This window comes from Streptomyces sp. NPDC048383, from assembly GCF_040651775.1.
In the GTDB taxonomy this organism is placed as follows: domain Bacteria; phylum Actinomycetota; class Actinomycetes; order Streptomycetales; family Streptomycetaceae; genus Streptomyces.
Genome location: NZ_JBEZKS010000029.1, coordinates 1 through 25872 on the forward strand (window position 1 = coordinate 1; position 25872 = coordinate 25872).

The following is a 25872-nucleotide window of genomic DNA, read 5'->3' on the forward strand; positions in this document are numbered from 1 at the left end:
ATGTAATGGCGTTTCGTCGGGGAGGTTTCCGCCCTTTTGTTGGGGGCCGGGTACACCCGGCCCCCCCACCCACACCTTTGTTTCGCACACACACCCCGGTCCGGGGGAAACCACCGCCCCCCGCACGCCGGTGTCGCCGGACCCGAAACGGGCCCGGCGACCGGTGCTGCACCCCCGCGCCCCCGCGCGTCGGCGCCTCAGTGCTCGCGCGGGGCGGGAACCACGCGCTCGACCTCCGGATGCACCGTCAGGAGTTGACGCATGGCGTTCTCGGCTCCGATGGCGTCACCGGCGGCGATGGCCTCGACCATCCGCGCGTGGTGCGCCACGCAGGTCTCGCTCGGGCGGTCGCAGGCGGTGACGGGGCTGCCGGACACCTGGAGGGCGGCGGAGACGATGCCGGAGAGGTGTTCCAGCATGCGGTTGCCGGCGACCTGGACCAGCAGCGAGTGGAACTCGTGGTCGGCGCGACCGAAGGTGATCACGTCCCCCTGGCCGAGGGCGTGCCCCATGATCTCGACCATGTCGGCGAGTCGCTGCTGGACGTCGGGGCGACCGTGCCCGGCGGCGAGGCGGGCCGCGAGCGGCTCGATCGTCAGGCGGAGCTCGCCCAGCTCGCGGCGCTGGTCGTCACGCTGCGGTCCGAAGGCGCGCCATTCGATGATGTCCGGGTCGAGGAGGTTCCAGTCGGCGACGGGACGGACCCGGGTGCCCACGTTCGGGCGGGCGCTGACGAGGCCCTTGGCCTCCAGGACGCGCAGGGACTCCCGGACGACGGTGCGGGAGACCTCGAAGCGCTGGCCGATCTCCTCGGGAACCAGCGGGCGGTCGGCGCCGAGGTCTCCGGAAACGATCATCTGGCCCAGCTGCTGGACGAGTTGGCCGTGCAGTCCGCGGCCGCGGCTGCCGGCGGCTCGGCGGCCGACACGGCTCAACTCCATGTCGGCGCCGTCCCAGTGGGGCGGTCCGACCCGGTCGGAGCCGGAGGTCTCCGCATAGGGGTAGCGGTCGAGTTCGCCCGGGCCGGCGAGGCCGGTGTCGGCATGGCGGGCGGCGGTCATCATGGTGTGCGCAAGGGTACTCACGAATCCTTTGTCGGCCGTGCCTCCTTCACCCTTGAGGTCTTTGGTGAAAAGCACACGAAAGGGTGATCGGTGCCACCTACGCAATTGACGACTTATCGTAAAGATCCGGGCCTTTTGCTGGGAGTTGCGCTCCGCGTCACGTGATGGCGAAGGATCCGGTCTTCCGTGGTCTTCCGAACGTCCCGTCCCGCAAGGGAACGGTCACCAACGGACTCGCGCACGCAGTCCTGTGAACCCATAGGCGCACAACAGGACCATCAGCGACAACACCAGCGCGGTCCCCACGGGTTGGGTCATCATCCGCAGTGCGCCGAGGACGAACCGGTCGGCCTCCGGCGGCCACTGGCCCCAGGCCAGGCTCCGGAGCCTGGATCCGATTCCGCTCACCGGGTACGCGGACGGCCCCTCCAGCGTCTTGCGCACCAGCGGTACGACCATCACCGGTACGGCGAGCACAGCGGCCAGGCCCGCGGTGGCGGACCGGAACGCGCCGGAGGCGAGCACCCCGGCCCACGCGCAGCCGAGGAGGAGTCCCGCCCAACTCGCGGCCGGGGAGATCCACTCGGCGGGCGCGTGCAGGGGCGCGGTTCCGAAGACGAGGCGCAGGGCCGCCGCGTCGGCGAGGACGGCGAGGGCGCCTAGCAGCACCGCGAGGGCGCCGCAGACCCCGAGTTTGGCGGTGAGCAGTCCCATGCGACGCGGCACGGTGCCGCGGTCCGCGGCGAGCGCGGGGTAGCGGTACTCCTCGCCGAAGGCGAGGGCGCCGAGCAGTCCCGCGCCGAGCGCGGCCGGAGGCAGCGGGAGCAACTCGGGCCAGGCGACGAGGAGCCGGGCCTGCGGGGTGTGGCCCGCCCGGGCGAGCACGAGGGAGATGAGTACGGAGGCGACGACGACGAGGGCTGCCGTCAGGAGGGGCGTGGTCGTGCCGAACATCCGGCGGAGTTCGTAGCGCAGCGGACGCAGCGGCCCGCCCACCCGGCGCACTACGGGTCCGCCCCGGCCGGGGTCCGCGCAACGCGTACGCGGGCGCGGACGCGGTCCTGCGGGGTTCCTGGCTTCGGGGTGCTCGAAGCCGGCGTGCTCGACGCCGGCGTGCCCGACGCCGACGTGCCCGACGCCGACGTGCCCGAAGTCGAGGTGCTCGAAGTCCGGGTGTGCCGCTCCGGAACGCGGTGTGACGTCAAGGTCGGCAGCAGGGTCCGACGCCCCGAAACCCACTGCCCCGGGTCGGTCGGCTGCGGGACGCGTTGAGCCAGTGACGGGGGCTTCCGACATCACGCCCTGGTCGGACGGGCCTCCGAGGGCTTCCCCGACGCCGCTCCCCCCTCCGGAACCGGGGCTGCCGTCGTGCCGCGGGGCCGGGTGGGGCGACGACCGGGGCGCGGCCTGGCCGGCGGGACGCGCATCGGCCCGGCTCGCGCTCGTCACCGCCTCGAAGCCCGCCGTGGTGCGGATGCGAGCGCCGACTTCGATGCGGAACTCGGAGCCGATGTCCGAGCGGTCCTCCGGCCGGGCTTCCGAGCGGCCGTCGGAGCGGAGTGGGGCCCCGGCCCGGGTGCGGGCCTGCGGGACGGGCGACACCGACGCCGCGACGTCACCGATGGGCTCGACGCCGCCGAGGTCGCCGACATCGCCGGTCTGTCCCGTCTCGTCGGCGAGTTGGTGGACCAGGACGCCGTGACGGAAGGCCGCCTCGCCGATCTCCGCGCAGTTGCTGCCGTACACCGAGAGCCGACTGCCGCTCTCCTCGACGATCTCCACCGCACGCTGGGCCGCCCGCGCCTCACGGGTCAGTACGTCGGCCAGCCTCGCCGCGTACGGGGTGCGCACCGCGACGCGCGGCCGCAGCCGGGTACGGGCGAAGTCACGGGCGTCCTGGTCGGCGACGAGGCGACCTGACGCGATGGAAACGACCCGGTCGGCGTTGGCCGCCGCTTCCTTGGCGTCGTCAGTGGTGAACAGCACCGCGCCGCCGAGGGAGGCGTGGCCGCGCAGCAGTCCGTGCAGCCAGGCGCGTTCCTTGGCGGAGAGTCCGGCGCCGGGCTCGTCGAGAAGGAGGGTGCATGGATCGGCGAGCAGGGCGGCGGCCAGCCCGACCCGGCGTTCCATGCCCAGGGAGAGTGAGCCGAGCCGCTCGTCGCGCAGGCCGCCGATGCCGACGACCTCCATCATCGTGTCGGCGCGGGACGCCGGCACTCCGGCAGCGGCGCACAGCATGCGCAGCTGGTTGCGGACGGTCCGCGCCGGGTGGCCGGGTACGTCGCCGAGGAGCACGCCGACCTCACGGCCGGGGTGCGGGATCCGATGGAGCGGGCGTCCTCGGAAGTACGTGATGCCGCGGCCCGGTTCGAGTTCGAGCATGAGCCGCAGGGCGGTGGTCCTGCCCGAGCCCGGATCGCCGAGCAGGGCTGTCACCGACCCGGGGCGGACCTCGAAGGTGAGGCCGTCCACGAGGGGCGGGAGTTTCCGACGGGGTGCGCTGGTGAGTCCAATGGCCTGGAGCATCGCTTCTCTCGCGGGGGGTGAGACCGCTCTGCGGCAGTGTGAGTACCGCAAGCAAGATAACGCGATATGTCCGATTTTCTACGTAGCCGGTCCGTGGCGGAGCCGGTGTCGTGGCAGGTGGCTCAGACTTCGGGGCGCAGCATCGGAGGGTTGAGCAGGGTTGCCCCGCCGGCCCGGAACAGCTGGGCGGGGCGACCGCCCTGACGGGTCGTGGTTCCCCCGGCGGGCACCAGGAACCCAGGGGTCCCGGTGACCTTGCGGTGGAAGTTGCGCGGGTCGAGAGCCACGCCCCACACCGCCTCGTAGACCCGGCGCAGCTCGCCGACGGTGAACTCGGGCGGGCAGAAGGCTGTGGCCAGGGAGGAGTACTCGATCTTCGAGCGGGCTCGTTCCACGCCGTCGGCGAGGATCGTGGCGTGGTCGAAGGCGAGTCCGGCGGACGCCTGGTCGGGCGCGTGCAGGAGTTCGTCGACCGGTGCCCAGCGGGCGCTGTTGGCGTCGCCGCCGGCGCGGGGGGCGGGCAGGTCCGGGGCCAGCACCAGGTGGGCCACGCTGACCACCCGCATGCGGGGGTCCCGCTGCGGATCACCATAGGTGGCGAGCTGTTCGAGGTGTGCGCCGTTTCCCGCGCCGGGGGCCGCCGGATCGTGGGCGCACAGTCCGGTCTCCTCGGCGAGTTCCCGAGCCGCGGCACCCGCCAGGTCCTCGTCCCCCCGGACGAAGCCGCCGGGCAGGGCCCAGCGTCCCTGGAACGGCTGCTCGCCCCGTCGCACCACGAGCGCGCAGAGCGCGTGGCGCCGCACGGTGAGCACGACCAGGTCGACGGTGACGGCGAAGGGCGGATAGGCCGACGGGTCGTAGGGCGACATGCCGCGATCATAGTCGTCTGCCTGACGATAAACAGGGCTTTGGTGATCCCGGAGACCGTGATCTGGAACCCAGCGGCCATCTTCCTGATCGCACCGGCCCGGTGGCAGCGTCGCGCGACCCTCACCACGCCCCCGGACCACCGGCGATCCGGCCCGGCGGACCTCGGTGCGGGCCACCGCGGGGCGCGGGGGCGGCGAGGCCCGGAGCGTCGGCGACCATCGGCCTGATGAGCGCGCGCACCGGATGCCACCGGCCCGACGGAGCTGCGAGGTCGCGGCCTATCCACCCAGTTGGAGCGCATCCCCGGCCTCCTCCACCATGCCCACGCCGAGCCTGCTGATCCGTACGGTGAACGGTTCCCCGGCGACGCGCAGACCCGAGAGGCGCAGGGCGCCCAGTGGGGCGCCGGCCGGCGGAGCCACCGCGACCGTCGCCGCCGGGGCGTCGGGGCGGATCCCGGCGAGGGACGTCAGCGCGTGGATCCCTGCGGCGGCCGCCACCGCGGCGGGCCTGCAGGCGGCCGGATGGGGAAGCGGAGCGCTCCCGGCGGTGCGCTGCTCAGCGGCGTACATCTCCGGCAGGCGATAGCCGAAGGCTTCCGCGGCGTCCAGCAGGCCGCGGAGCAGACCGGTGGCTTCCTTCTCGTAACCCGCCTGGACGAGACCCGCTACGGCGACGGCACTCTCCTGGGCCCTGACGGCGCCCGACCGGTGGCCGAAGGGATTGTGGCCCGGTTCCCGGGTCGCCATGCTCCGCAGTCCCCAACCGGAATCCATGGCGGGAGCTCCGAGCAGGCGTGCCAGATGTTCGGTGCGTACCGGGTCCAGCAGGCCGGGGGCGAGCCGGCCGCCGCCCAACAGCCCGGTGTCCAGCAGGTGCGCTGCGGCACCGGTGAGCCGGGGCAGGGGCCGCCCGTCGGGGTGCAGGGCCGCGGCGGGGCGGCCCCCGTCCGGTCCGTCGATCCAGAAGCCGGCCCGGAACTTCGCTCTCAGTTCGGCGGCCCGATCCCGCCATTCCGCGGCTCCGGGCCGACCGCACGCGTCGAGCAGGTCGGCGCCGAGCAGCGCGGCCCGATGTGCGTGGGCCTGGGTTTCGAGGCGCCGGGGTCCGGGGTCGGGGTCAGCCAGGAAGCCGTCCTTCCCGAAGGCTCCGCGCAGCCAGTTCAGGCAGCGTTCGGCGGCGGGGAGCAGCCGGGCCACTTCCTCCTCGGGGAGTCCCCATCGTCGTGCCTCGGCCAGGAGGGTCGGGAAGCCGAGCGTGGCTTCCGTACCGGTGCAGCCCGGTGGTAGTTGCGGTCCGGCGGCGCGCAGCGGTCCCGGAATCTTGCCCGTATCGGAGCCGTTGCCGCCGGTCTGGCTCCGGGCGAGCGTCCGCAGGGTGGCGGCGGCCAGTCCGGTGCCGAGCGGCAACGCCATCCGCGCGGCCCACAGCGACTCCGCCGGGGCCAGGCCGAGCCGCCACGGGACTCCTGCCGCCGCGAAGGCGTTGCCGGGTGACTCGGGGTCCCTGAGGAGCAGCGCGCCCAGGTCGTCGAGGCTGGTCCGGAACCAGGCGTCGGCCCTCGGGTCATCGCCTTCGGCTCGGGCTGCGGAGAGCGGATTCGCGACCTGTCCCACCGGCGCTCTTCCGCTGCGGTCGTGCGTGGTCCGCAATCCGATGACACGGGACTGTCCCGGTGTCAGTTTCAGTTGCCAGCGCAGGAGTCCGGCGGAGGCGAGGGCATCGTCGGGGGCCGGGTCCGCGGTGGTGACGGCCATCGCCTCACCGGCGCTCCAGCGCAGTCCAGCGGCATGGACGGCCGCGGGCAGTTCTGGCCCGGGTCCACCCGCCGCCACCGTGGCCAGATCGGCCAGGTCGCTGCCCAGGAAGAGCTCCACGGTGAGTCGCATCGGCCGGGCCGCGAAGCTGCGCAGGGTGATCCGTTCGGTGCCGTCGGCATGTCGGACGCGCTCCACCCCGACGTCGGGGTCGGGTCCGGGCTCGAAGCCGGTGCGGACGGTGGCGGTGAAGGCGGCCCGGTCCGCGCCGAGGCTGCGCCCCTGGACGGCGACCGGGTCCCGACCGGCGACGCGGAGCACGCAGCGGGACAGCAGCCGTCGCCCGGCGCGGTAGATGCCCTCGATGCCCCGCCCGGTGAGCTGGCCGTGCTCCGGGGAGATGGCCAGGCAGGGTGCAGAGACGCAGATGACGGCTTCGTGTACGGGGGGTAGGTCGGCCCGGCGTGCGGCCGAGGTTCCGGTCCCCGGCGTGCCCGGCCGGCCGGGCCCTGCCCCCGGTTCCGCCGCCGCCCCGAGGTGTCCGTCGGTGCCGCCGGGCCCGTCCCCCGGCCCGGCGCCCGGTTCGCTCCCTCCCCCGGGCTGCCGACGGGACTCTGGTGGAGTCGCCGCACGTTCCCGGGGGCGGATGGGTGGCGCGGGGTCGCCGGGCGGCGGTCCCGCGACGGTGTCCGGCCCGGACCGGGGTGCGGTTTCGGGGGGCCGCCGGGTCGGGGGGTGGGCCTGCGGGAAGGTGGGGGGCCCGGTGGGGTCGGTCCGGGGTGCGGGGGGAGCCATGTATTGCCTTGTCTGCGCTCCGGCCGGTTCGGCTGGGCGGCAGCGCGGCCGGGCCCCCACCGCCCTCCAGGGGAACGTCCCGGCCCCCGCCCGGGTCACGGCCCCCGGTGGCGACTGGCCCCGTAGCGCGGGGCGACCTGGGCGGAGGGCCGAACCCACCGCTCGCCGGAACCGCCGGATGCCGCTGTTGTCGCACGGGCCGCGTCGGGCGCTCACTGCCCGCTCCCTTCAGTCCGACGGGACTCGGTACGGCGGGATCCGGGACGCCGGGACTCCGCGCGGCGTCCGGTTCGCCGACCGGGCGGTCGAGTGGTGGCGGCGGACCGCTTCCGACGCGGTTCGCGACGGCTGCGTTCCTCCCTCAGGCACTGCCTCAACCCCTCCGGGTCGATGCCCTCGTTGCAGGCGTGGTGGAGCAGTTGCGCGAAGCGGTACTCGGAGTCGGCCCGTAGTGCCAGCCCGAGCGCGATCCGTGCGGTCGGCTCGTCACCGCTGGACCAGGAAACCCAGCCCGCCAGGGTGAGCGGGGCCGCCGCGTGTTCTCCGTACGCTCCGACGCAGCGTCGTGCCAGGGCCCGCCACAGCCTGAGGGCGGGTGCGGCCTCGTCGTCCTCCATCCACTCGGCTGCGATGTCGCGGATCTCCCGGTCCTGGAGGCCGAGGATCACGGCCGCGGCCTCGTCGTGGCCCAGCAGGGCGTCATCGCGGTCATCGGCACGGGTTCCCGCTTCGGCGGGCGGGGCGAGCGCCAGGCGCCGCATCAGGGTTTTGGCCACGGACAGCGTTTCGGCGCCGACCTCCTCGCGGGTCGCGCCGTCGAGGATCTTCGGCACCAGAGCGACGGCTGCGCGATCCAGTGCGGCCTCCTGGTCCGCGACGGGCGCACCCCGCAGGGGCGCGAATCGGTCCTCGATCTCCTGCAGGGAGCCCCGCACCTGGAGCCCGGCGTAGGTCGCCGCCGCAGCCATCACCGAAGTGCCGGGCGGGTCCAGGGGCTTGCCCTCGGCAGGGCAGCAGGCGGCTTCGTGACAGGTGTACGACCAGTAGCGGCCACCGGAGAGGCACAGGGCTTCCAGTACGGGCACGTCCAGTTCCCCGCAGGCGATGCGCAGTCGCTGCGCGAGCGGCCGGAGCCGGGTCATGACCTCGCGGCCGCTCTCCCCCTCACGCGGGTCCTGGTACAGGAACACCACGATGCCGTCCGGCTTGGAGTCACGCCGTTCGCTGCCGCGGACCAGGCATTCGGCAACCTGACGGGCGGTCTCCTCCCATTCGCCGGGCGACAGGGGGATGCCGACGCGGAGCCGGCCGCCGAAGCGTCCTCCCGCGCCGTGCACGGCGACCATGACGAGGGAGTCCGTCGGGTGGAAGCCGAGCATGTAGGGCAATGCGTCGGCCAGTTCGGCCGGACTGCGCAAGGTGATCGGGGACGGAGTCGGGGATCCGGACGCGCTCGGAGAGGGACGGCCGGACTGGCTGGGTGATTCGTGGTTCTTCGTCATGCGTCGAAGGTCCCGTGTCCGGCGCGATCACGAAACCCCTGTGGATAACTCATCCAAGTTTCAACTTCCACAGGCTGAGGGCGGCTCGGGCACGATGTCGGCGGCATCGGGTTCCATGGACCCATGAACACACATCGCACGCCCTCGGCCGTCTCCGCACTCGTCGACATCCGCCCACGCCGCAACCGCGCCCGCGTTGAGGGTCGCCGCAACCCGATCGGCCACCACCGCGTGTACACCTCCGCGGGCGAGGGGCCGGCACCACCGCCGGCCCGACCCCGAGGCCGGGCACCGGCCCCAGCCTCAGAGCCGTGCGGGTGCCGGCCACTTGCCGAACATCGTCGCCACGAGGACGCCCACCGCGAGGCCGCGACCCCACCACACCACGGCGTTCACCCCGGCACCGTCCGCCACCGACCCTCCCAGCAATGCGCCCGGAGCGGCAGCTCTGTTGAACGTGATGCGGGCAACCGCCCGTCCCGCGCCTCAGCCCGATGTCGCGAGGACCAGCGGCAGGACCTGCTCGGCGCCCGCCTGCCGCAGCAGCCGGGCGGCGACGGCGAGGGTCCAACCGGATTCGGTGGAGTCGTCGATGAGCAGGACGGGCCCGGGAGTCGCCGCGAGGGAGGCCGCCAACTCGTCGGGAACGGCGAAGGCTCCGGACAGGGCCCGCAGGCGCTGGGCGGAGTTGCTGCGGCGCGCGGCGTGCGCGCCGTCCGGCCCTGTGTACGTCAGGCTTCCCAAGAACGGCAGACGGCCGACGGTCGCCACACCCTGGGCGAGGGAGCCGACCAACTGCGGACGCGTCATCGACGGTACGGCGACGACCCCCACGGGCCGTGCCGTGGCGTCCTGGACGTTCGGCGCCCAGCCGCCCGCGGAGCGAGCCCAGTCGGCGAGTACGGCCACCGCGGCGTGCAGGACGTCATCGGGGACCGGAACGTCGGGAGCGGTGTCGGCGAGCAGCGGACGCAGCCGGTTGCCCCAGCCGATGTCGGACAGCCGCCCCAGGGCCCGCCCGGTGGAGCACTGCTCCTTGGCCGGGATCCGGCCCTTGAGGTTGACGCCAAGCGCCGGCATGCCCGTCGGCCACATCCGGCGCGGCTCGACCTCCACACCCGGACGGTCCAGTTCCCTCGCCGCGCCCGTCAGGGTCTCCGCCGACACCGAGGAATCGGCCCAGGTGCCCGCGCAGTTGTCGCAGCGGCCGCACGGGACGGCGCCCTCGTCGTCCAGCTGCCGGCGCAGGAACTCCATCCGACACCCGGTCGCGCTCACGTAGTCCCGCATGGCCTGCTGCTCGGTGGCCCGCTGGCGGGCGACCCAGGCGTACCTCTCGGAGTCGTACGTCCACGGCTGACCGGTCGAGGCCCAGCCGCCCTTGACCCGCTTGACGGCCCCGTCCACGTCCAGGACCTTGAGCATGGTCTCCAGCCGGGTGCGGCGGAGATCGACGGCGGCCTCCAAGGCCGGTACGGACAGCGGCCGTCCCGCGTCGGCGAGAGCCGTCAAAGTCTGCCTGACCTGCGCCTCGGGCGGGAAGGCGGTGTCGGCGAAATAGCGCCAGATGGCCTCGTCCTCCTTGCCCGGCAGGAGCAGCACGTCCGCGTGCTCGACGCCGCGGCCCGCGCGGCCGACCTGCTGGTAATAGGCGATCGGCGAGGACGGCGAGCCGAGGTGGATCACGAAGCCCAGGTCGGGCTTGTCGAAGCCCATGCCCAGCGCCGAGGTCGCGACGAGCGCCTTGACGCGGTTCTCCTGGAGATCGGTTTCCGCTTGGAGCCGGTCGGCGTTCTCCGTGCGCCCCGTGTACGAGGCGACGTCGAAGCCGCGCTGTCGCAGGTAGGCGGTGGCCTCCTCGGCGGCGGCGACGGTAAGGGTGTAGATGATCCCGGAACCCTGCAGTTCGTCGAGGTGCTCGGCGAGCCAACCCAGCCGGTGCGCGGCGTCCGGCAGTTGGACGACGCCCAGCCGCAGGCTCTCCCGCTCCAGCGGGCCGCGCAGCACCAGCGCCTCGCCGGCCCCGGTGCCCAATTGCTCGGCCACGTCCGCGGTGACCCGGGCGTTGGCGGTCGCGGTGGTGGCCAGCACGGGTACGCCGGGGGCGAGCTCGGCGAGCATCGCGCGCAGCCGGCGGTAGTCGGGGCGGAAGTCGTGGCCCCAGTCGGAGATGCAGTGCGCCTCGTCGACGACGAGGAGACCGGTCGTGGCGGCGAGCTTGGGCAGCACCTGCTCGCGGAAGTCGACGGAGTTGAGTCGTTCCGGGCTGACGAGGAGGACGTCGGTCTCGCCGCGCTCGACCTCGTCGTAGATGGTGTTCCACTCCTCCGGGTTGGCGGAGTTGATCGTGCGGGCCTGGATGCCTGCCCGCGCGGCCGCTTCAACCTGGTTGCGCATCAGGGCCAGCAGCGGCGAGATGATCACCGTGGGACCGGCGCCGCGCCGCCGCAGCAGGGCGGTGGCGACGAAGTACACCGCCGACTTTCCCCAGCCGGTGCGCTGCACCACCAGGGCCCGCCGTCGCTCCTCCACCAGGGCCGCGACCGCCTGCCACTGGTCCTCCCGCAGTCGCGCCGACCCGCCCGGGGCGCCCACGAGCTCGGCGAGGATGGTATCGGCTTCAGTGCGGAGCTCCAGGGTGGTCATGCCCCCCATGCAACCCGATGGCGGGGACAATCGGCCAACTCACTAAGCGTGACGCGCCGCCCACGCCGGTCCGTCGGCCGGGCCGCCGGACCGGGCCCGCGCAGGGTGTTCGGGCTGGTGCACGAGCTCAGGGCGCAGCAAATGCGTCATTCCCGATGGGATGGGCAAGGATATGAACGGCATACCGGCGAATTCCGGTCCGCCGCCTCAAATGCTCATTGCCCCACCCTCGCGGGCCGCGCGAGAATCGGAGTGCTCCCGTTCGGCTCCTCGGCACTCTCCAGGGCCGAGCCGCGGCGCGCCCGCACCCCAGCCGTGCCCTTTCACGGGCGTGTACCCGAAGGGAGGACCGTGACCTTCGGATTCTCCTCGCCCACGTCCCTGGCAACGGTCACCGGCGGAGCCAGTCGGCACGGCAGACTGCTCGAACCAGAGGAATGGACGGCGGCGGGCATCCCCCTGCTGCGCAATCCGCGCGAGGTCGTGAGCGGCCTGCACTCCCGGCACGTCCCCGCGCCCTCCACCGCGGTGATCGCCGTCCTTGACCCGGAGGAGCGTCTCGTCGCGAGCGCCTCCTTCGTCCAGGGGTCGGTCTCGGCCGACGGCTGGGAGTACCGCAACGCGCTGCTGTCCCGATTGCGCCGGATCCTCCCGCACGACCTGCGGCGCCGGACCCCGATCCGGACGGCGGTGTTGCTCTACTGCCGTGACGGCGACGAGCGCTGGACCGAGGAGGACGGCGCCTGGATGTGGGGGCTGCGGGACGCCTGCACCCTGCACGGACTGCGCTGCGGGGCGTACATCACGCTGACCCGCGGCGGCTGGCAGGTGCTCGGGGAGGGGCGCGGCGGGCGGCACCCCGGCTCGGATTCCCGGCCGGAGCGCCTCGGCGGCGTGACGGGCGAGGTCACATCGCTGACGCCGTTGACGCTGCGGACCGGCGGCGGCGCGGCCGAGGCCCTGCGACGGACCGCGGCCCGCTGAAGCCCGGGCGGGGCCGACGCCCGGTCCGCCCCGCCCCCGGACCGTGCGCGGTACGAGGCGTCAGACGCCCGCACCCAGCACGGAGTTGATCTGCTGGGCGTCGCCGCACACGATCAGCAGCGTCCCGGCACGCGTGAGCGCGACCGGCAGCGCGGCGGTGATGGCTTCGACCGCTCCGCCGTTGGCCGCGAAGACCACGACGGGACGGCCGGCGGCGCGCTGTGCCTGCGCCGCGTCCGCGTAGAAGACGTCGTCCCCGGCCTCGTGCTGGGCCCAGTACGAGGCCTCGCCGAAGGACAGCTCATGGGCGGCCCACGGGTGCGGGTCGCCGGTGGTGAGCACCAGGATGTCGCCGGGCGCGCGCCCGGTGTCGAGCAGCAGGTCGACGGCCTCGTCGGCCGCGTCCAGCGCACCCTCGGCGGACGCCGGGATCAGCTGGACCTGCGGCACCGCCGCGGAGACGGACGGGGTGGTGGGGGCTGCGGAGACAGGTCCGGGGGCGGCCTGCGCCGCGCGCTGCGCGGGCGGGGCGGGCCGGGCGGGACCGGGGCGTCCGGGCCGGGGTACGGCGGCGGAACGCGGACCAGGTACGGGGCGGGGGGTCTGCGCGGTGCGGCCGGCGGCCGGCGTGACGCGGGGACCCTGGGCACTCTCGTGAATCTGAGGCTCCTCGATGGCGGGGGTGAGAGGCAGGAGTTGATGTTTATCAAACACCGGTACGAAACGTACCGGGGGGTGGCACGTCGGTGCGATCAGAAATCGAAGCCGAGTTGGCCTCCGTCTTCCAGTGCCGCCGCCTCTTCGCTGCGGCGCACCTTCTTGAGGTGGCGCCATTGCGGCAGTGCGTCGAGGTACGACCACGAGAGACGGTGGTGGGCGGTCGGGCCGCGCTCTTCGAGCACGGCCCGGTGCACGGGCGAGGGATAGCCGGCGTTCGCGGCGAAAGCGAAGTCCGCTATTCCGTCGCCCTGTTCACCGAGTTCGGCCATCATCCGGTCGCGCCGGACCTTGGCGATCACCGAAGCCGCGGCGACGGCGACGCAGGACTGGTCGCCCTTGATCACCGTGCGGACCCGCCAGGGTGCGCCGAGGTAGTCGTGCTTGCCGTCGAGGATCACCGCGTCGGGCCGCACCGGGAGGGCCTCCAGGGCGCGCACCGCAGCGAGTCGCAGCGCGGCGGTCATCCCGAGCTCGTCGATCTCCTCGGGGGAGGCGTGCCCGAGGGCGTGGGCGGTGACCCAGTCCTCCAGGACGTCGAGCAGGGCGTCGCGTCTTCGCGAAGTGAGGAGTTTGGAGTCGGTGAGTCCCTCGGGCGGGCGGCGCAGGCCGGTGATCGCCGCGCAGACGGTGACGGGACCGGCCCAGGCCCCTCGTCCGACCTCGTCGACCCCGGCGATGACCTTGGCCCCGGTGGTTGCGCGGAGGGAGCGCTCGACGGTGTGGGTGGGTGCTTCGTACGGCATGGCGCCAGCAAGGTTACGCCGCCCCGGGCCGCCTGCACACCCCGGCCCACGTCCAGCCGCTCCCGGTCCGCCCCGGGCATGCCTACGGGCCCTCCTGGGCGACTCCCCGGGCCGCCCGGGTGAGCGGCCGCTCAGGAGGCGCGTGGCAGGAGCTGCGACGACGTTACCGGCCGGTCCAGGACCCTCGACCTCACCCGCCGATTCGCGACCGCACACCATGCCGCGACACGTCGTCGTCACCGGAGTTAACCGGCGCAACCGGACCATCCGATTCCAGACAAGTACGCCCCCGCAGTTCCTCGCAGTAACAGGGCATGAATCAACCGCTGGGCGGATCCGCCCACGCCGTCCCGGAAGCCCCGACGACCCGACCCACGCCATGCGCTCGCAATCGCGAAGCCCTTGACGCAGCCAGACGTACGGGGGCCCGGGCGCGGGGCGGCGCCCCGGGCCCTCGTACGGCGTCGGCAAGTTTCGCGGGCTCCACCGAACCGACCCGCCGAACCGACCCGCGGCTCGGACCGACCGACCCGACTAACCCGCCCGGACCGGTTGCTCCGGAAGCCAGGCCGGCAGGGCTTCGGTACGGGCCAGCCAGGCAGGCGGCAGCACCTCGTCGCCGCGAGCGCCCAGCACCCCGCCGACGATGGCGCAGGTGGTGTCCACGTCCCCGCCGACCTGCGCGGTGGTCCAGAACGCCCTCTCGTAGTCGTCCAGAGCCCGGGCCGCCGACCACAGGGCGAACGGCACCGTGTCGTGGGCGCTGGTGCGCCGGCCGCAGCCCAGGACCGCCGCGACCGTCGTCGCGTCGCCGTAGTCCAGCATGTCCCGCGCCCGGCGCACCCCCGCACCCACGGCACTGCGCGGAACCAGCGCGATGACCCCGTCCAGCAGGTCGGCGGCCGTCGGCGGGCCCTGCGGGGAGGCCGCCAGCGCGGCTGCGGCGGCCACGGCCATCGCCCCGCACACCGCCTCGCGGTGCTGGTGGGTGGTGTAGGCGGAGATCTCCGCCTGGTGCGTGGCCTGCTCGGGGTCGTCCGCGTACCAGGCGCCGAGCGGGGCGATCCGCATCGCCGCGCCGTTGCCCCAGGAGCCCTGCCCGTTGAAGAGCTCGGCGGCCAGCGTGCGCCAGTCCGCGCCCTCCCTGACCAGCCGGAGCATGCGGTTCACGGCGGGGCCGTAACCGCGGTCGAAGTCGTGGTGGGTGGCGAAGGAACTCGCCAGCGCGTCCTGGTCGACCCGACCGTGCGTGGCGAGCACGGCGACCACTGAGCAGGCCATCTCGGTGTCGTCGGTCCACTGCCAGGCGCCGCTGCCGACGGGCAGCTCACGCCGTTTGAGCAGCGGGTAGTTCACGGGGACGAAGTACTGGGAGCCCAGGGCGTCCCCCAGGGCCAGCCCTCGGAGGCTGGACAGGGCGCGTGCATAGCGCCATTCGGGAGTGGTTTCAGCGGTCATCGCGCGTCACTCTAGCCGTCCAGGTCATAAGGCTCGGGTGTGGTCCAGCGCTCAAACGGGCGGTCCATCCGGTACCGGCCGTCCGGGCCGAGGAGCAGCACCCGGTATTCGCCGTTCCCCGGATTGGACAGGGCCTCGAACTCGGCCACCGACCAGTGGAACCAGCGCATGCAGAACAGCCGCATCGTCAGTCCGTGCGTCACCAGGAGCACGTTCTCGGGGTGGTCGGGGGCCTCGAAGCTGCGGTAGAGGCTCTCCAGGAAGGAACCGACGCGGTCGTACACGTCGGCGCCCGACTCCCCTTGGGCGAAACGGTAGAAGAAGTGCCCGTATGCGTCCCGGTAGGCCTTCTGAAGGCGTACGTCGTCCCGGTCCTGCCAGTTGCCCCAGTCCTGCTCGCGCAGTCGCGGCTCCTCGCGCATCCGGACCCGCGTCGGATCGAGGCGCAGTTCCCGGAAGGTCTGCAGGGTCCGGCGGTAGGGCGAGACGTAGGCGCTGATGTACTCGTCGCCGAAGAGGGCGCGCAGCGGGACGCCGGCCTCGGCGGCCTGTTCGCGGCCCTTGGGGGTCAGGCGCAGGGCGTGGTCGGGCTCACGCTCGTACACCGTGTCGTCGGCGTTCCCCTCCGATTCCCCGTGCCGGACAAGGACGATGCGCCGTGGTCGTACCATCCCACGACCCTATTCGCCGACCGGCGGCCGCGCGGACCGGGGCGCGCCGGGCCGGGCGGCGGGGCTTTCGTACGGTCACACGGTCCAGCCGGGTTCGAGGTCCACGACGTCGCCGGTGAGCGCTTCGACGTCGGCCTCGGTCTGGGCGCGCAGGGAGAGCCGTTCGACCCGTTCCTGCCGGTATTTGCCGTGCTCCGCCGCCGCCCGCCACATGGACAGCACGAGGAACTCGCGGCCGGGCGCCTCACCGAAGAGCCCGCGGACCATGCCGGGCGAGCCCGCCATGGCGGGGTTCCACACCTTCTCCTGCATCAGGGTGAAGTGCTCCTCGCGGCCCTCCCGCACCCGGGTGTGCGCGACGCGGACCACGTCGGCGTCGCTGAACCGGGGCAGGAAGCCGGTCTTCACGTCGAAGCGGTGGTCGAACAGGGTGACGCGCGCGTGGGTGTAGGTGCCGTTCTGGGAGGCCGCGAGCCGGTCGTGGGAGCGGGCCATGAAGGAGTCGTAGAAGGCGCGGCTCTCCCAGAACGTGAAGACGTGCGCGACGCCCTGCCGGCCCCGGCTCCAGCCGCCGCCCTGCCCGCGGAATCCCGGCTCCCCGGGCAGCCCCGCCCATTTGCGTTGCCCGCGCTCGAACCCGCGTCGGTCCGTCACCGTGCAGCGAATCCACTTGACCAGCACCGCGCCATCGTACGGGCCGGGCCCGGCCCGGGTCAGTCCCTTGAGCGGTGGATCCGGACCAGTTCCGCCGCGTCCCGATCGGACAGCCGGAGCCCGAACTCCCGGTCGAGGAGCCCGATCAGGTCCTCGGCCGCGACGGCCTCCCGCTCGGTGCGCCCGTCGGGGTGGAGGCGGGTGAGTTCGCTGCCCACCAGGGTCTGGCGGACGGCGTCACCGGGGAGCTGAACGAGGGTCCGGCCGACGAAGGAGGAGCGGGGGTGGGAGGAGCTGTAGTGGTTCAGCACGACGTAGTCGACGGGGTGGTAGCGCTGCGGGGAGAAGGCGTACAGGTCGCGCCAGGCCCCGGCGCGCAGGGCGCACAGGACGAGGATCCCGTCCTCCTCCGCGCGGACCCGGAACGTCCACTGCCCTTGGCGGACCTCGCGGCCGGGCCGTGCGAGCGGTACGGGCTCGCGCGGGCCCTGGTAGCCGAAGCCCGCGTCGCAGAGCCACGGTTGACCGTCGATGGTGACGACGAGGACGGCGTGCGTCACCGCGAGCAGCTCATCGCCCCGAGTACGGTTGCGGGCTCCGCGCCCGGACACCTCGAAGCCGATCCGCTCCAGGGCAGCGGCCAGCAACGAGTTCTGCTCGTAGCAGTAGCCGCCGCGACGGCCGTGCACGATTTTGTCCTCCAGGGCCTTGACGTCCAGTTCGACGGGGCGGCCGAACAGGACGTCCAGGCTCTCGAAGGCGATGGAGGCGGTGTGGGCCCGGTGCACTGCGTACAACGTCTCCAGGTCCGGACGGAGTTCCCGCGCCCCGGTACCGGTTCCGCGGCCCCGCCCGCCGCCGCTTCCGTCCACCGTCCCGGTTCCGTCCCCGTTGCCCAGGCCGATCCGCACCAGGTACGCGTCCAGGTCCAGCTCGTCACCGCTCCACATGGCTCCCCCACTCCCCCGCGTGACGTTCCGGGGGCGCACCCCGTGGCGCACACCCCGCACCATGATCGCCGCGGCCGGCCCGCACGACCAGCCCGCCCTCCGGAGGACCTGACCGCGTCGCGGAGCCGGCCGGCCCCCGCCGGGCGCTACGCCTCGGGCTCCGGTGGGACGCGGTCGGGGAACGCGCGCAGCCTCAGCCGCGGATCGCGGTGGTTCGCCAGCCACCGCATTCCGTAGTCCTCCGCGGCGATACCCGCACGTGCGACCCCGGCCCAGTCGTCCCGGTCGAGGACCGCGAGGTACCTCGACCGGAACTCCTCCCGCTGCTGCGTGGAGCACCCGACGTCCTCGGGCGACGCGACCGTCAGGTGCTGGGCGAGCAGCGCGCACATGTAGTAGCGCTCGAGGTCCGGTCCCAGCGAGCCCACCCGCCGGGAATGCGCGTCCAGTACCGCTGCCGCGTGCGGGTAGTGGCCGAGGGTCATCCCCATTCCGGAGCACACTGTCATCCGGTACAGCAGCCGACCGGTGTGGTCGACCATCCCGATGTCGTCGTCGAGCTCGTCGAGCACCTCGTGGGGCCGGGCGACCTCGATGAACCTGTCCACGAAGTACGCGTTGAGGAAGTCACCGTCGAAGGCCCTGCGCAGCAGCCACGGATGGATGGCCGGGTCGTCGAGCCCGCACAGGGCGTGCACGACGTGGACGCGCCCCCAGCCGGTGACCCGCTCGGCGAGCCAGAACAGGGCCCCGACCCCACCCGGCAGGCCTTCCAGAGCGCGCGCCGCCCACGGCCCGAAGCCCCGCGAGAGCAGCCCGATGGTCCGGATCAGCGGGATGTCGTCGTCCGTACCGGAGGCGGTCAGCAGGGCGAGCCCGATCATGACCACGGCCCGGTCGGTGCCGTGCCGCACCAGCCACCGGCCGGTCACACGGGCCTGCTCGCGGTCCGCCGCCCGTGCGGCCGCCGCGACGATGTGATCTTCGGGGAGGTGTGAGATTCCGAGGCCGTGAACGACCTCGGCCAGCTCGACGGGAGGGGCGGCGTCGCGTGCGAAGTGCGCGTCGACGAGGGCCGCCGCGTCCCGCTCGGCCTTGTCGCGGTCGGCGGGTTCGGTCAGGGGCCGGCTCCGGTACGTCGTCTCGTCGGGATACGGTTCGCCGTTTCGCGGCAGCGGCTCGTCCGGGAACCGCCGGTGCAGCCACAGCGCGTGCTCGAACAGGGTGGTGGGTGATCCGGGAGCTGTCGTCCCGGTCGTCCCGCTCATCGGCGGATTGACGACTCGATTCTGTTGATCATGTCGGGGAGCATGCCACGGCCCGGCGCCGCCGACAAGGCCCCACCCGCGGGCAGCCGTTGCACCGCTCCGGTCGCGGATACGACGAAGGGGACCGCCCGTAGGTCGGTCCCCTTCGTGATCTGCCGATCAGTTGTCCGCGCGGGCTACGTCACATGTCGCGTCCCGTACGGTCTGGCGCGGATCAGCTGCAACCGCTGGTCGAGCCGCAGCCCTCGCAGATGTAGCAGGAGCCGGCGCGCTGCATCTTCGTACCGCACGAGAAGCACAGCGGGGCGTCGGCGGAGACGCCGAGCTGCATCTCGACCAGTTCGGCGTTGCTGTGCGCCGTCTTCGGAGCCGGGACCGGAACGATCGCGACCGGCTTCGGGGCGGCCGGAACGGCGGCGACCGGAGCCGACTGGGCGAGGGTCTCGGTGTCCAGCTGCTCGCCGTCCATCGGCTCGTAGGAGCCGGTGTCCAGGTGACGCTGACGCTCCTCGGCGGAGTGGATGCCGAGGGCCGAGCGCGTCTCGAAGGGCAGGAAGTCGAGCGCCACGCGACGGAAGATGTAGTCGACGATCGACTGCGCCATCCGCACGTCCGGGTCGTCCGTCATACCGGCCGGCTCGAAGCGCATGTTCGTGAACTTCGCGACGTACGTCTCCAGCGGGACGCCGTACTGCAGGCCCACGGACACGGCGATGGAGAAGGCGTCCATCATGCCCGCGAGGGTCGAGCCCTGCTTGGACATCTTCAGGAAGACCTCGCCCAGACCGTCGTCCGGGTAGGAGTTCGCCGTCATGTAGCCCTCGGCGCCACCGACCGTGAAGGAGGTGGTGATCCCCGGGCGGCCCTTCGGCAGGCGCTTGCGGACCGGGCGGTACTCGATGACCTTCTCGACCGCCGCGCGGATGGTCTCCTCGGCCTTCTCGGTGACCTCGGTCTTCTCCGCTTCCTTCTTCTTCGCGGAGAGGGGCTGACCGACCTTGCAGTTGTCGCGGTAGATCGCGAGCGCCTTGACGCCCAGCTTCCACGCCTCGAAGTAGATCTCCTCGATCTCCTCGACGGTCGCCGTCTCCGGCATGTTGACCGTCTTCGAGATCGCGCCGGAGATCCAGGGCTGGATCGCGGCCATCATGCGCACGTGGCCCATCGCGGAGATGGAACGCTCGCCCATGGCGCAGTCGAACACCGAGTAGTGCTCGGGCTTCAGGCTCGGGGCGTCGACGACCACGCCGTGCTCGGCAATGTGCGTGACGATCGCCTCGATCTGCTCCTCCTGGTAACCCAGGCGGCGCAGGGCCTGCGGGACGGTGCCGTTGACGATCTGCATCGAGCCGCCGCCGACGAGCTTCTTGAACTTGACCAGGGCCAGGTCCGGCTCGACGCCGGTGGTGTCGCAGGACATCGCGAGACCGATGGTGCCGGTCGGCGCGAGGACGGAGGCCTGGGAGTTGCGGAAGCCGTTCTTCTCGCCGAGGCGCAGGACGTCCTGCCAGGCCTCGGTGGCCGCGGCCCAGATGATGTTGTCCAGGTCGTCGGTGCGCGGCGCGACGGCGTTGGCGTCGGCGTGCTGCTTCATGACGCGCTTGTGCGAGTCGGCGTTGCGGGCGTAGCCGTCGTACGGGCCGACGATGGCGGCCAGCTCGGCGGAACGCTTGTACGCGGTGCCGGTCATCAGCGAGGTGATCGACGCGGCGAGGGTACGGCCACCGTCCGAGTCGTACGCGTGGCCGGTCGCCATCAGCAGGGCGCCGAGGTTGGCGTAGCCGATGCCGAGCTGGCGGAAGGCGCGGGTGTTCTCGCCGATCTTCTGGGTCGGGAAGTCCGCGAAGCAGATGGAGATGTCCATCGCGGTGATGACCAGCTCGACGACCTTGGCGAAGCGCTCGGCGTCGAAGGACTGGTTGCCCTTGCCGTCGTCGTCGAGGAACTTCATCAGGTTCAGCGAGGCGAGGTTGCAGGACGTGTTGTCCAGGTGCATGTACTCGCTGCACGGGTTCGACGCGGTGATTCGGCCGGACTCGGGGCAGGTGTGCCAGTTGTTGATCACGCCGTCGTACTGGATGCCCGGGTCGGCGCAGGCCCACGCGGCCTCGGCGAGCTTGCGGAAGAGCGCCTTGGCGTCGACCTTCTCGATGACCTCGCCGGTCATGCGGGCCCGCAGGCCGAACTCGGTGCCGTTCTCGACGGCCGTCATGAACTCGTCGTTCACGCGGACCGAGTTGTTGGCGTTCTGGTACTGGACGGACGTGATGTCGTCGCCGCCCAGGTCCATGTCGAAGCCCGCGTCGCGCAGGGCGCGGATCTTCTCCTCCTCCTTCACCTTGGTGGCGATGAAGTCCTCGACGTCCGGGTGGTCCACGTCCAGGACGACCATCTTGGCCGCGCGGCGGGTGGCGCCGCCCGACTTGATCGTTCCTGCGGACGCGTCGGCGCCGCGCATGAAGGAGACGGGACCGGAGGCGTTGCCGCCGGAGGAGAGGAGCTCCTTGGAGGAGCGGATGCGGGAGAGGTTCAGGCCGGCGCCGGAGCCGCCCTTGAAGATCATTCCCTCTTCCTTGTACCAGTCGAGGATCGACTCCATGGAGTCGTCGACGGCGAGGATGAAGCAGGCGGAGACCTGCTGCGGCTGAGGGGTGCCGACGTTGAACCACACCGGGGAGTTGAAGCTGAAGATCTGGTGCAGGAGCGCGTAGGTCAGCTCGTGCTCGAAGATCTCGACGTCCGCCGGGGAGGCGAAGTAGTCGAAGTCCCCGCCTGCCTTCGTGTAGGTCTTCACGATCCGGTCGATCAGCTGCTTCAGACCGGTCTCGCGCTGCGCGGTGCCTACCGCACCACGGAAGTACTTGCTGGTGACGATGTTGACCGCGTTCACCGACCAGAAGTCGGGGAACTCGACGCCGCGCTGCTCGAAGTTCACCGAGCCGTCGCGCCAGTTGGTCATGACGACGTCACGGCGCTCCCAGCTCACCTCGTCGTACGGGTGCACGCCCGGGGTGGTGTGGATGCGCTCGATACGCAGGCCGCTCTTGGCAGCCTTGGTCCCCTTGGTGCGGGAACCTCGCGCCGAGCCGCTCGCCGTCTCTGTCATGCCGCTTCCTCCCATATGCGGGCAAAAACGCCCTAAAGTGCCATCGCTATTCCGCGGCACGGTGCTGTGTGTCTTGTATCTACGAATCTCGCCCTGCCGAACGACGGGCCGGGCCGCGCCGAGGTGCGGCCCGTCGGGTCAGTCGGCGGCGGAGGCGGGCACGGGGACGACCCGAGGGGTCCCTCCGGGCTCGCACTCGTGGGGAGGCCGGGGCTCGCGGAGCTCCGCGATGGCGGCCTCGAAGTCTTCAAGGGTGTCGAACGCTCGATAAACGGATGCGAACCGCAGGTACGCGACGAGGTCGAGCTCCTGCAAGGGGCCGAGTATGGCCAGACCCACGTCATGGGTGGTCAGCTCGGCGCTGCCGGTGGCGCGCACCGCCTCCTCGACCCGCTGGCCGAGCTTGGCGAGGGCGTCCTCGGTGACCGGCCGTCCCTGGCACGCCTTGCGGACACCAGAGATGACCTTGCTACGACTGAAAGGTTCGGTGACCCCACTGCGCTTGATCACCATCAGTGAGGCCGTCTCCACCGTCGTGAAGCGACGGGAGCAGTCGGGACACTGACGGCGCCTACGGATCGACGTTCCGTCATCGGTGGTGCGGCTGTCGACGACCCGGCTGTCGGGGTGCCTGCAGAAGGGGCAGTGCATGGTTCCTTCACCCTTCTTGTGGCACGACCGAATCACCCCATGGGCCCCTGAACGGCAAGGACGAGTCCCTGCCGGGGGCTCATGAAGCAGCTCCCAGCATATGCGATCCCGGAGACCGTGACCGACCCGGGGACCACAACTTGTGGGCGGCGGCGCTCATCCAACCACTAGATCTTGGGTTGGAATGGATTTCCACCACTCCGCGTGTCGCGGCGCCCGACGGGCGGTGACGGGGCCCGCCGGTGCCAAACTGGGCATCGACCCCCACGGCGGTGGCCGCAATGGAAAAGGTACCGTAAGGACGGAGCGCGGAGCCGAACCCGCGTTCGACACGACGGCCACCCGGCGCCTCGGGGCGGTCGCGCGACGCTCGCCGATGGTCACGGAACGTGACGATCGAACGGATTCAGCGGGTCGATATCGGCGACCCGGTCGGTCTATCGCCCGTTCAGCCCAGCCATACACCCAGCCCTCTACGCCAGGCGAACGATCCTCGATTTTTCACTCGAACGTGTGTTTGGCGCAACCTTTCGAAAGCAACTACCGTTGTCCAGCTAGGGAGAACATTTCGAGAGGGGCCGACGTGACCACCACCGCAGACAGTGCCACCATCACTGCCCAGAACCGCTCCCAGAGCCGACTTGAGCCGGTGCATGCCATGAACGACGCAAGTCCGAACCCCGAGGCGGAGCCCGTACGCCCCGCACGGTCGCTGCCAGGGCGACCTCCAGGCATCCGCGCCGACAGTTCCGGGCTCACGGATCGGCAGCGGAGGGTCATCGAGGTCATCCGCGACTCCGTACAGCGCCGCGGCTACCCGCCGTCGATGCGCGAGATCGGCCAGGCGGTCGGCCTCTCCAGCACCTCATCGGTGGCGCACCAGCTGATGGCCTTGGAGCGCAAGGGCTTCCTACGCCGCGACCCGCACCGTCCCCGCGCCTACGAGGTGCGCGGCTCCGACCAGCCCAGCTCGCAGCCGACGGACACCACCGGCAAGCCCGCCGCGTCCTACGTTCCCCTGGTCGGCCGGATCGCGGCCGGCGGCCCCATCCTCGCCGAGGAGTCCGTGGAGGACGTGTTCCCGCTGCCCCGCCAGCTGGTGGGTGACGGGGAGCTCTTCGTCCTCAAGGTCGTGGGCGACTCCATGATCGAGGCCGCGATCTGTGACGGCGACTGGGTGACCGTCCGCCGCCAGCCCGTCGCGGAAAACGGTGACATCGTCGCCGCGATGCTGGACGGCGAGGCCACCGTCAAGCGCTTCAAGCGGGAGGACGGTCACGTGTGGCTACTCCCCCACAACGCCGCCTACCAGCCCATTCCTGGTGACGAGGCCACCATCCTCGGCAAGGTCGTCGCCGTACTGCGCCGGGTCTGACTCCGCCGCCCCTCAGTCGGCTCCGGGACCCACTGCGCCGGTCCCGGAGCTGTCGCATGCCCGGATTCGACGCGATCCGGCGGAATCGGGGGCGCTCCGGAGCCGGTGCTCCGGAGCCGGCTCGTGCCGGGAAGCGCGTTCGCGTCCCTGTCGGTCGGTTCTACTTGCCGTCCGCCTGCGCCGTGGCGTCGATCGCGGCCAGGGAGCGGCGGGCCTGGTTGCGGTCCGTGGTGTACCAGAAGTCCGGCAGCGTGGCGCGCAGGAAGCTCCCGTAGCGGGCCGTGGCCAGCCGCGGATCCAGCACGGCGACGACACCGCGGTCGCCCGAGGCACGGACGAGTCGGCCCGCGCCCTGCGCCATGAGCAGGGCCGCGTGCGTGGCGGCGACGGCCATGAACCCGTTGCCCCCGTGCTCCTCGACCGACTTCTGCCGCGCGCTCATCAACGGGTCGTCGGGGCGCGGGAACGGGATCCGGTCCATGACCACGAGCTGGCAGCTCGCACCCGGCACGTCCACGCCCTGCCAGAGGGACAGCGTCCCGAACAGGCAGGTCTTCGGATCCGCCGCGAACGTCTTGATCAGCTCGCCGAGCGTCTCCTCGCCCTGGAGCAGGATCGGGTTGTCGAGGCGGCCGCGCAGCTCCTCGGCAGCGGCCTTGGCCCCCCTCATCGAGGAGAAGAGGCCGAGCGTGCGGCCGCCCGCCGCCTCGATCAGTTCGGCGAGCTCGTCCATCATGTCGCCGCGGGTGCCCTCCCGACCCGGCGTGGCCAGGTGCTTGGCGACGTAGAGGATGCCCTGCTTCGGATAGTCGAACGGGGACCCGACGTCCAGGCCCCTCCAGACCGGGACGTCCTCCCCTTCGACCCCTTCCGGAGACAGGCCGAGCGAGGCGGCGATCCCGTTGAAGTCGCCGCCCAGCTTGAGGGTGGCGGAGGTGAGGACCACCGAGCGGTCCTCGAAGAGCTTCTCGCGCAGCAGCCCGGACACGGAGAGCGGGGCGACGCGCAGGGTGGCGCCGAACCGGTCGTGGCGCTCGTACCAGACGACGTCGTACTCGGATCCGGCCACGATGCGCTCCGCCACGGAGTGGACGGACTCCACCGCTGCCAGAGCCTGCTTGCGGACGGCGTCCTCGTCCTGGACGGACTTGTCGCGGGTGGCGCCGATCGCGGAGATCACGTTGCGCGCCGCGTCCCTCAGGGACATCAGGGCGTAGCCGAGGTCCTCGGGGACCTCCTCCAGGCGGCCCGGGAGCGCCAGCTCCATGACCCGTTCGAAGGACTCGGACGCGGTCTGGAGGGAATCGGCCGTCTTCTCGTCGACGAGTTTGGCCGCCCGCTTCACGGCCCGGTTCACCTGGCCCGGCGTGAGCTCGCCGGTGGCGACGCCCGTCACGCGGGAGACGAGCTCGTGAGCCTCGTCGACGATCAGTACCTCGTGCTGCGGGAGCACCGGCGCCCCTTCGATGGCGTCGATGGCGAGCAGCGCGTGGTTGGTGACGACCACGTCCGCGAGCTTGGCCCGCTCACGGGCGGCCTCCGCGAAGCATTCGGCCCCGTACGCGCACTTCGTCGCGCCCAGGCATTCCCGCGAGGAGACCGAGATCTGGCTCCAGGCCTTGTCGGAGACGCCGGGGGTGAGGTCGTCGCGGTCGCCGGTCTCGGTCTCGTCCGCCCAGTCGCGCAGCCGGATCAGGTCCTGGCCGAGCTTGCTGGTGGGGGCGGCCGCCTCGAACTGGTCGAAGAGTCCCTCCTCCTCGTCCTGCGGGGCGCCCTCGTGGAGGCGGTGCAGGCAGAGGTAGTTGGACCGGCCCTTGAGCATGGCGAACTGCGGGCGGCGGCGCAGCTGCGGGTGCAGCGCCTCCACCGTGCGCGGGAGGTCGCGCTCGACGAGCTGGCGCTGGAGGGCCAGCGTCGCCGTCGCCACGACCACGCGTTCGCCGTGCGCGAGGGCCGGCACCAGGTAGCCGAGGGACTTGCCGGTGCCGGTACCGGCCTGGATCAGCCGGTGGGAGTTGTCGTCGATCGCTTCGGCGACGGCTTCCGCCATGGCCACCTGGCCGGGGCGCTCCGTGCCGCCGACGGCGGAGACGGCGGCGTGCAGCAGGTCGGGGAGGGAGGGCTTCGTCATA

Annotated in this window: 18 protein-coding genes; 2 read left to right on the forward strand and 16 right to left on the reverse strand. The window is 72.1% G+C overall.

Features of this window, described 5'->3' with window-relative positions; translation table 11 throughout:
- Positions 1-197 precede the first annotated feature (197 nt).
- The 6 genes from AB0D46_RS20460 to AB0D46_RS20485 form a co-directional block, all read right to left on the reverse strand.
- Positions 198-1139, reverse strand: coding sequence for an FCD domain-containing protein (locus tag AB0D46_RS20460; RefSeq protein ID WP_362879250.1), 942 nt, complete (start codon positions 1137-1139; stop codon positions 198-200).
- Positions 1140-1286: 147 nt separating this feature from the next.
- Positions 1287-3590, reverse strand: a complete 2304-nt coding sequence (locus AB0D46_RS20465) for an ABC transporter ATP-binding protein (protein WP_362879251.1) — start codon at positions 3588-3590, stop codon at positions 1287-1289.
- A gap of 122 nt (positions 3591-3712) precedes the next feature.
- Complete coding sequence (locus tag AB0D46_RS20470; RefSeq protein ID WP_362879253.1) at positions 3713-4459, reverse strand: NUDIX domain-containing protein; 747 nt, start codon at positions 4457-4459, stop codon at positions 3713-3715.
- Between the two features lie 279 nt (positions 4460-4738).
- Complete coding sequence (locus AB0D46_RS20475; RefSeq protein ID WP_362879358.1) at positions 4739-6646, reverse strand: glycogen debranching N-terminal domain-containing protein; 1908 nt, start codon at positions 6644-6646, stop codon at positions 4739-4741.
- Between the two features lie 578 nt (positions 6647-7224).
- Complete coding sequence (locus tag AB0D46_RS20480; protein ID WP_362879255.1) at positions 7225-8514, reverse strand: DUF4192 domain-containing protein; 1290 nt, start codon at positions 8512-8514, stop codon at positions 7225-7227.
- 486 nt (positions 8515-9000) lie between these two features.
- The gene (locus tag AB0D46_RS20485) at positions 9001-11160 is read right to left on the reverse strand and encodes a RecQ family ATP-dependent DNA helicase (RefSeq protein WP_362879257.1); all 2160 of its coding nucleotides are present in this window, start codon (positions 11158-11160) and stop codon (positions 9001-9003) included.
- Positions 11161-11511: 351 nt separating this feature from the next.
- On the opposite strand from AB0D46_RS20485, the gene AB0D46_RS20490 reads away from it, so the two are divergent.
- Positions 11512-12144 (forward strand): hypothetical protein, encoded by a 633-nt coding sequence (locus AB0D46_RS20490; protein WP_362879259.1) that lies wholly within the window; start codon positions 11512-11514, stop codon positions 12142-12144.
- Positions 12145-12204: 60 nt separating this feature from the next.
- Here AB0D46_RS20490 and AB0D46_RS20495 read toward each other — a convergent pair whose 3' ends face one another.
- From AB0D46_RS20495 to nrdR, 9 genes are all read right to left on the reverse strand, one after another.
- Complete coding sequence (locus AB0D46_RS20495; RefSeq protein WP_362879360.1) at positions 12205-12837, reverse strand: hypothetical protein; 633 nt, start codon at positions 12835-12837, stop codon at positions 12205-12207.
- A 59-nt stretch (positions 12838-12896) separates the two neighbouring features.
- Positions 12897-13607, reverse strand: a complete 711-nt coding sequence (locus AB0D46_RS20500; RefSeq protein ID WP_362879261.1) for a ribonuclease HII — start codon at positions 13605-13607, stop codon at positions 12897-12899.
- A gap of 534 nt (positions 13608-14141) precedes the next feature.
- The gene (locus AB0D46_RS20505; RefSeq protein WP_362879263.1) at positions 14142-15065 is read right to left on the reverse strand and encodes an ADP-ribosylglycohydrolase family protein; all 924 of its coding nucleotides are present in this window, start codon (positions 15063-15065) and stop codon (positions 14142-14144) included.
- A gap of 11 nt (positions 15066-15076) precedes the next feature.
- Entirely contained in the window at positions 15077-15736 is a 660-nt protein-coding gene (locus AB0D46_RS20510; protein WP_362879264.1) for a histidine phosphatase family protein, read from the reverse strand.
- Positions 15737-15811: 75 nt separating this feature from the next.
- A complete protein-coding gene (locus AB0D46_RS20515) occupies positions 15812-16417 on the reverse strand; it encodes a YdbC family protein (protein WP_362879266.1) in 606 nt (201 codons plus the stop codon).
- Between the two features lie 32 nt (positions 16418-16449).
- Positions 16450-17340, reverse strand: a complete 891-nt coding sequence (locus tag AB0D46_RS20520; RefSeq protein ID WP_362879268.1) for an arylamine N-acetyltransferase — start codon at positions 17338-17340, stop codon at positions 16450-16452.
- A gap of 146 nt (positions 17341-17486) precedes the next feature.
- Entirely contained in the window at positions 17487-18608 is a 1122-nt protein-coding gene (locus AB0D46_RS20525; RefSeq protein WP_362879270.1) for a hypothetical protein, read from the reverse strand.
- Between the two features lie 214 nt (positions 18609-18822).
- Complete coding sequence (locus tag AB0D46_RS20530; protein WP_362879272.1) at positions 18823-21714, reverse strand: vitamin B12-dependent ribonucleotide reductase; 2892 nt, start codon at positions 21712-21714, stop codon at positions 18823-18825.
- Between the two features lie 138 nt (positions 21715-21852).
- A complete protein-coding gene (nrdR, locus tag AB0D46_RS20535) occupies positions 21853-22365 on the reverse strand; it encodes a transcriptional regulator NrdR (protein ID WP_362879274.1) in 513 nt (170 codons plus the stop codon).
- Between the two features lie 583 nt (positions 22366-22948).
- Here nrdR and lexA point away from each other — a divergent pair.
- Positions 22949-23740, forward strand: a complete 792-nt coding sequence (gene lexA, locus AB0D46_RS20540; RefSeq protein WP_362879276.1) for a transcriptional repressor LexA — start codon at positions 22949-22951, stop codon at positions 23738-23740.
- Between the two features lie 160 nt (positions 23741-23900).
- Here the strand turns inward: lexA and AB0D46_RS20545 are convergent, their stop codons facing one another.
- Complete coding sequence (locus tag AB0D46_RS20545; protein ID WP_362879278.1) at positions 23901-25871, reverse strand: ATP-dependent DNA helicase; 1971 nt, start codon at positions 25869-25871, stop codon at positions 23901-23903.
- Position 25872: the final 1 nt, after the last annotated feature.

What these genes read in the sequence shown, in the direction of transcription:
- AB0D46_RS20470 (WP_362879253.1), bottom strand. Translation starts at nt 4,459, where the DNA reads ATGTCGCCCTACGACCCGTCGGCCTATCCGCCCTTCGCCGTCACCGTC.
- AB0D46_RS20480 (WP_362879255.1), bottom strand. Translation starts at nt 8,514, where the DNA reads ATGACGAAGAACCACGAATCACCCAGCCAGTCCGGCCGTCCCTCTCCG.
- AB0D46_RS20485 (WP_362879257.1), bottom strand. Translation starts at nt 11,160, where the DNA reads ATGACCACCCTGGAGCTCCGCACTGAAGCCGATACCATCCTCGCCGAG.
- nrdR (WP_362879274.1), bottom strand. Translation starts at nt 22,365, where the DNA reads ATGCACTGCCCCTTCTGCAGGCACCCCGACAGCCGGGTCGTCGACAGC.
- AB0D46_RS20520 (WP_362879268.1), bottom strand. Translation starts at nt 17,340, where the DNA reads ATGTGGAGCGGTGACGAGCTGGACCTGGACGCGTACCTGGTGCGGATC.
- AB0D46_RS20530 (WP_362879272.1), bottom strand. Translation starts at nt 21,714, where the DNA reads ATGACAGAGACGGCGAGCGGCTCGGCGCGAGGTTCCCGCACCAAGGGG.
- AB0D46_RS20525 (WP_362879270.1), bottom strand. Translation starts at nt 18,608, where the DNA reads ATGAGCGGGACGACCGGGACGACAGCTCCCGGATCACCCACCACCCTG.
- AB0D46_RS20500 (WP_362879261.1), bottom strand. Translation starts at nt 13,607, where the DNA reads ATGCCGTACGAAGCACCCACCCACACCGTCGAGCGCTCCCTCCGCGCA.
- AB0D46_RS20545 (WP_362879278.1), bottom strand. Translation starts at nt 25,871, where the DNA reads ATGACGAAGCCCTCCCTCCCCGACCTGCTGCACGCCGCCGTCTCCGCC.
- AB0D46_RS20465 (WP_362879251.1), bottom strand. Translation starts at nt 3,590, where the DNA reads ATGCTCCAGGCCATTGGACTCACCAGCGCACCCCGTCGGAAACTCCCG.
- AB0D46_RS20505 (WP_362879263.1), bottom strand. Translation starts at nt 15,065, where the DNA reads ATGACCGCTGAAACCACTCCCGAATGGCGCTATGCACGCGCCCTGTCC.
- AB0D46_RS20510 (WP_362879264.1), bottom strand. Translation starts at nt 15,736, where the DNA reads ATGGTACGACCACGGCGCATCGTCCTTGTCCGGCACGGGGAATCGGAG.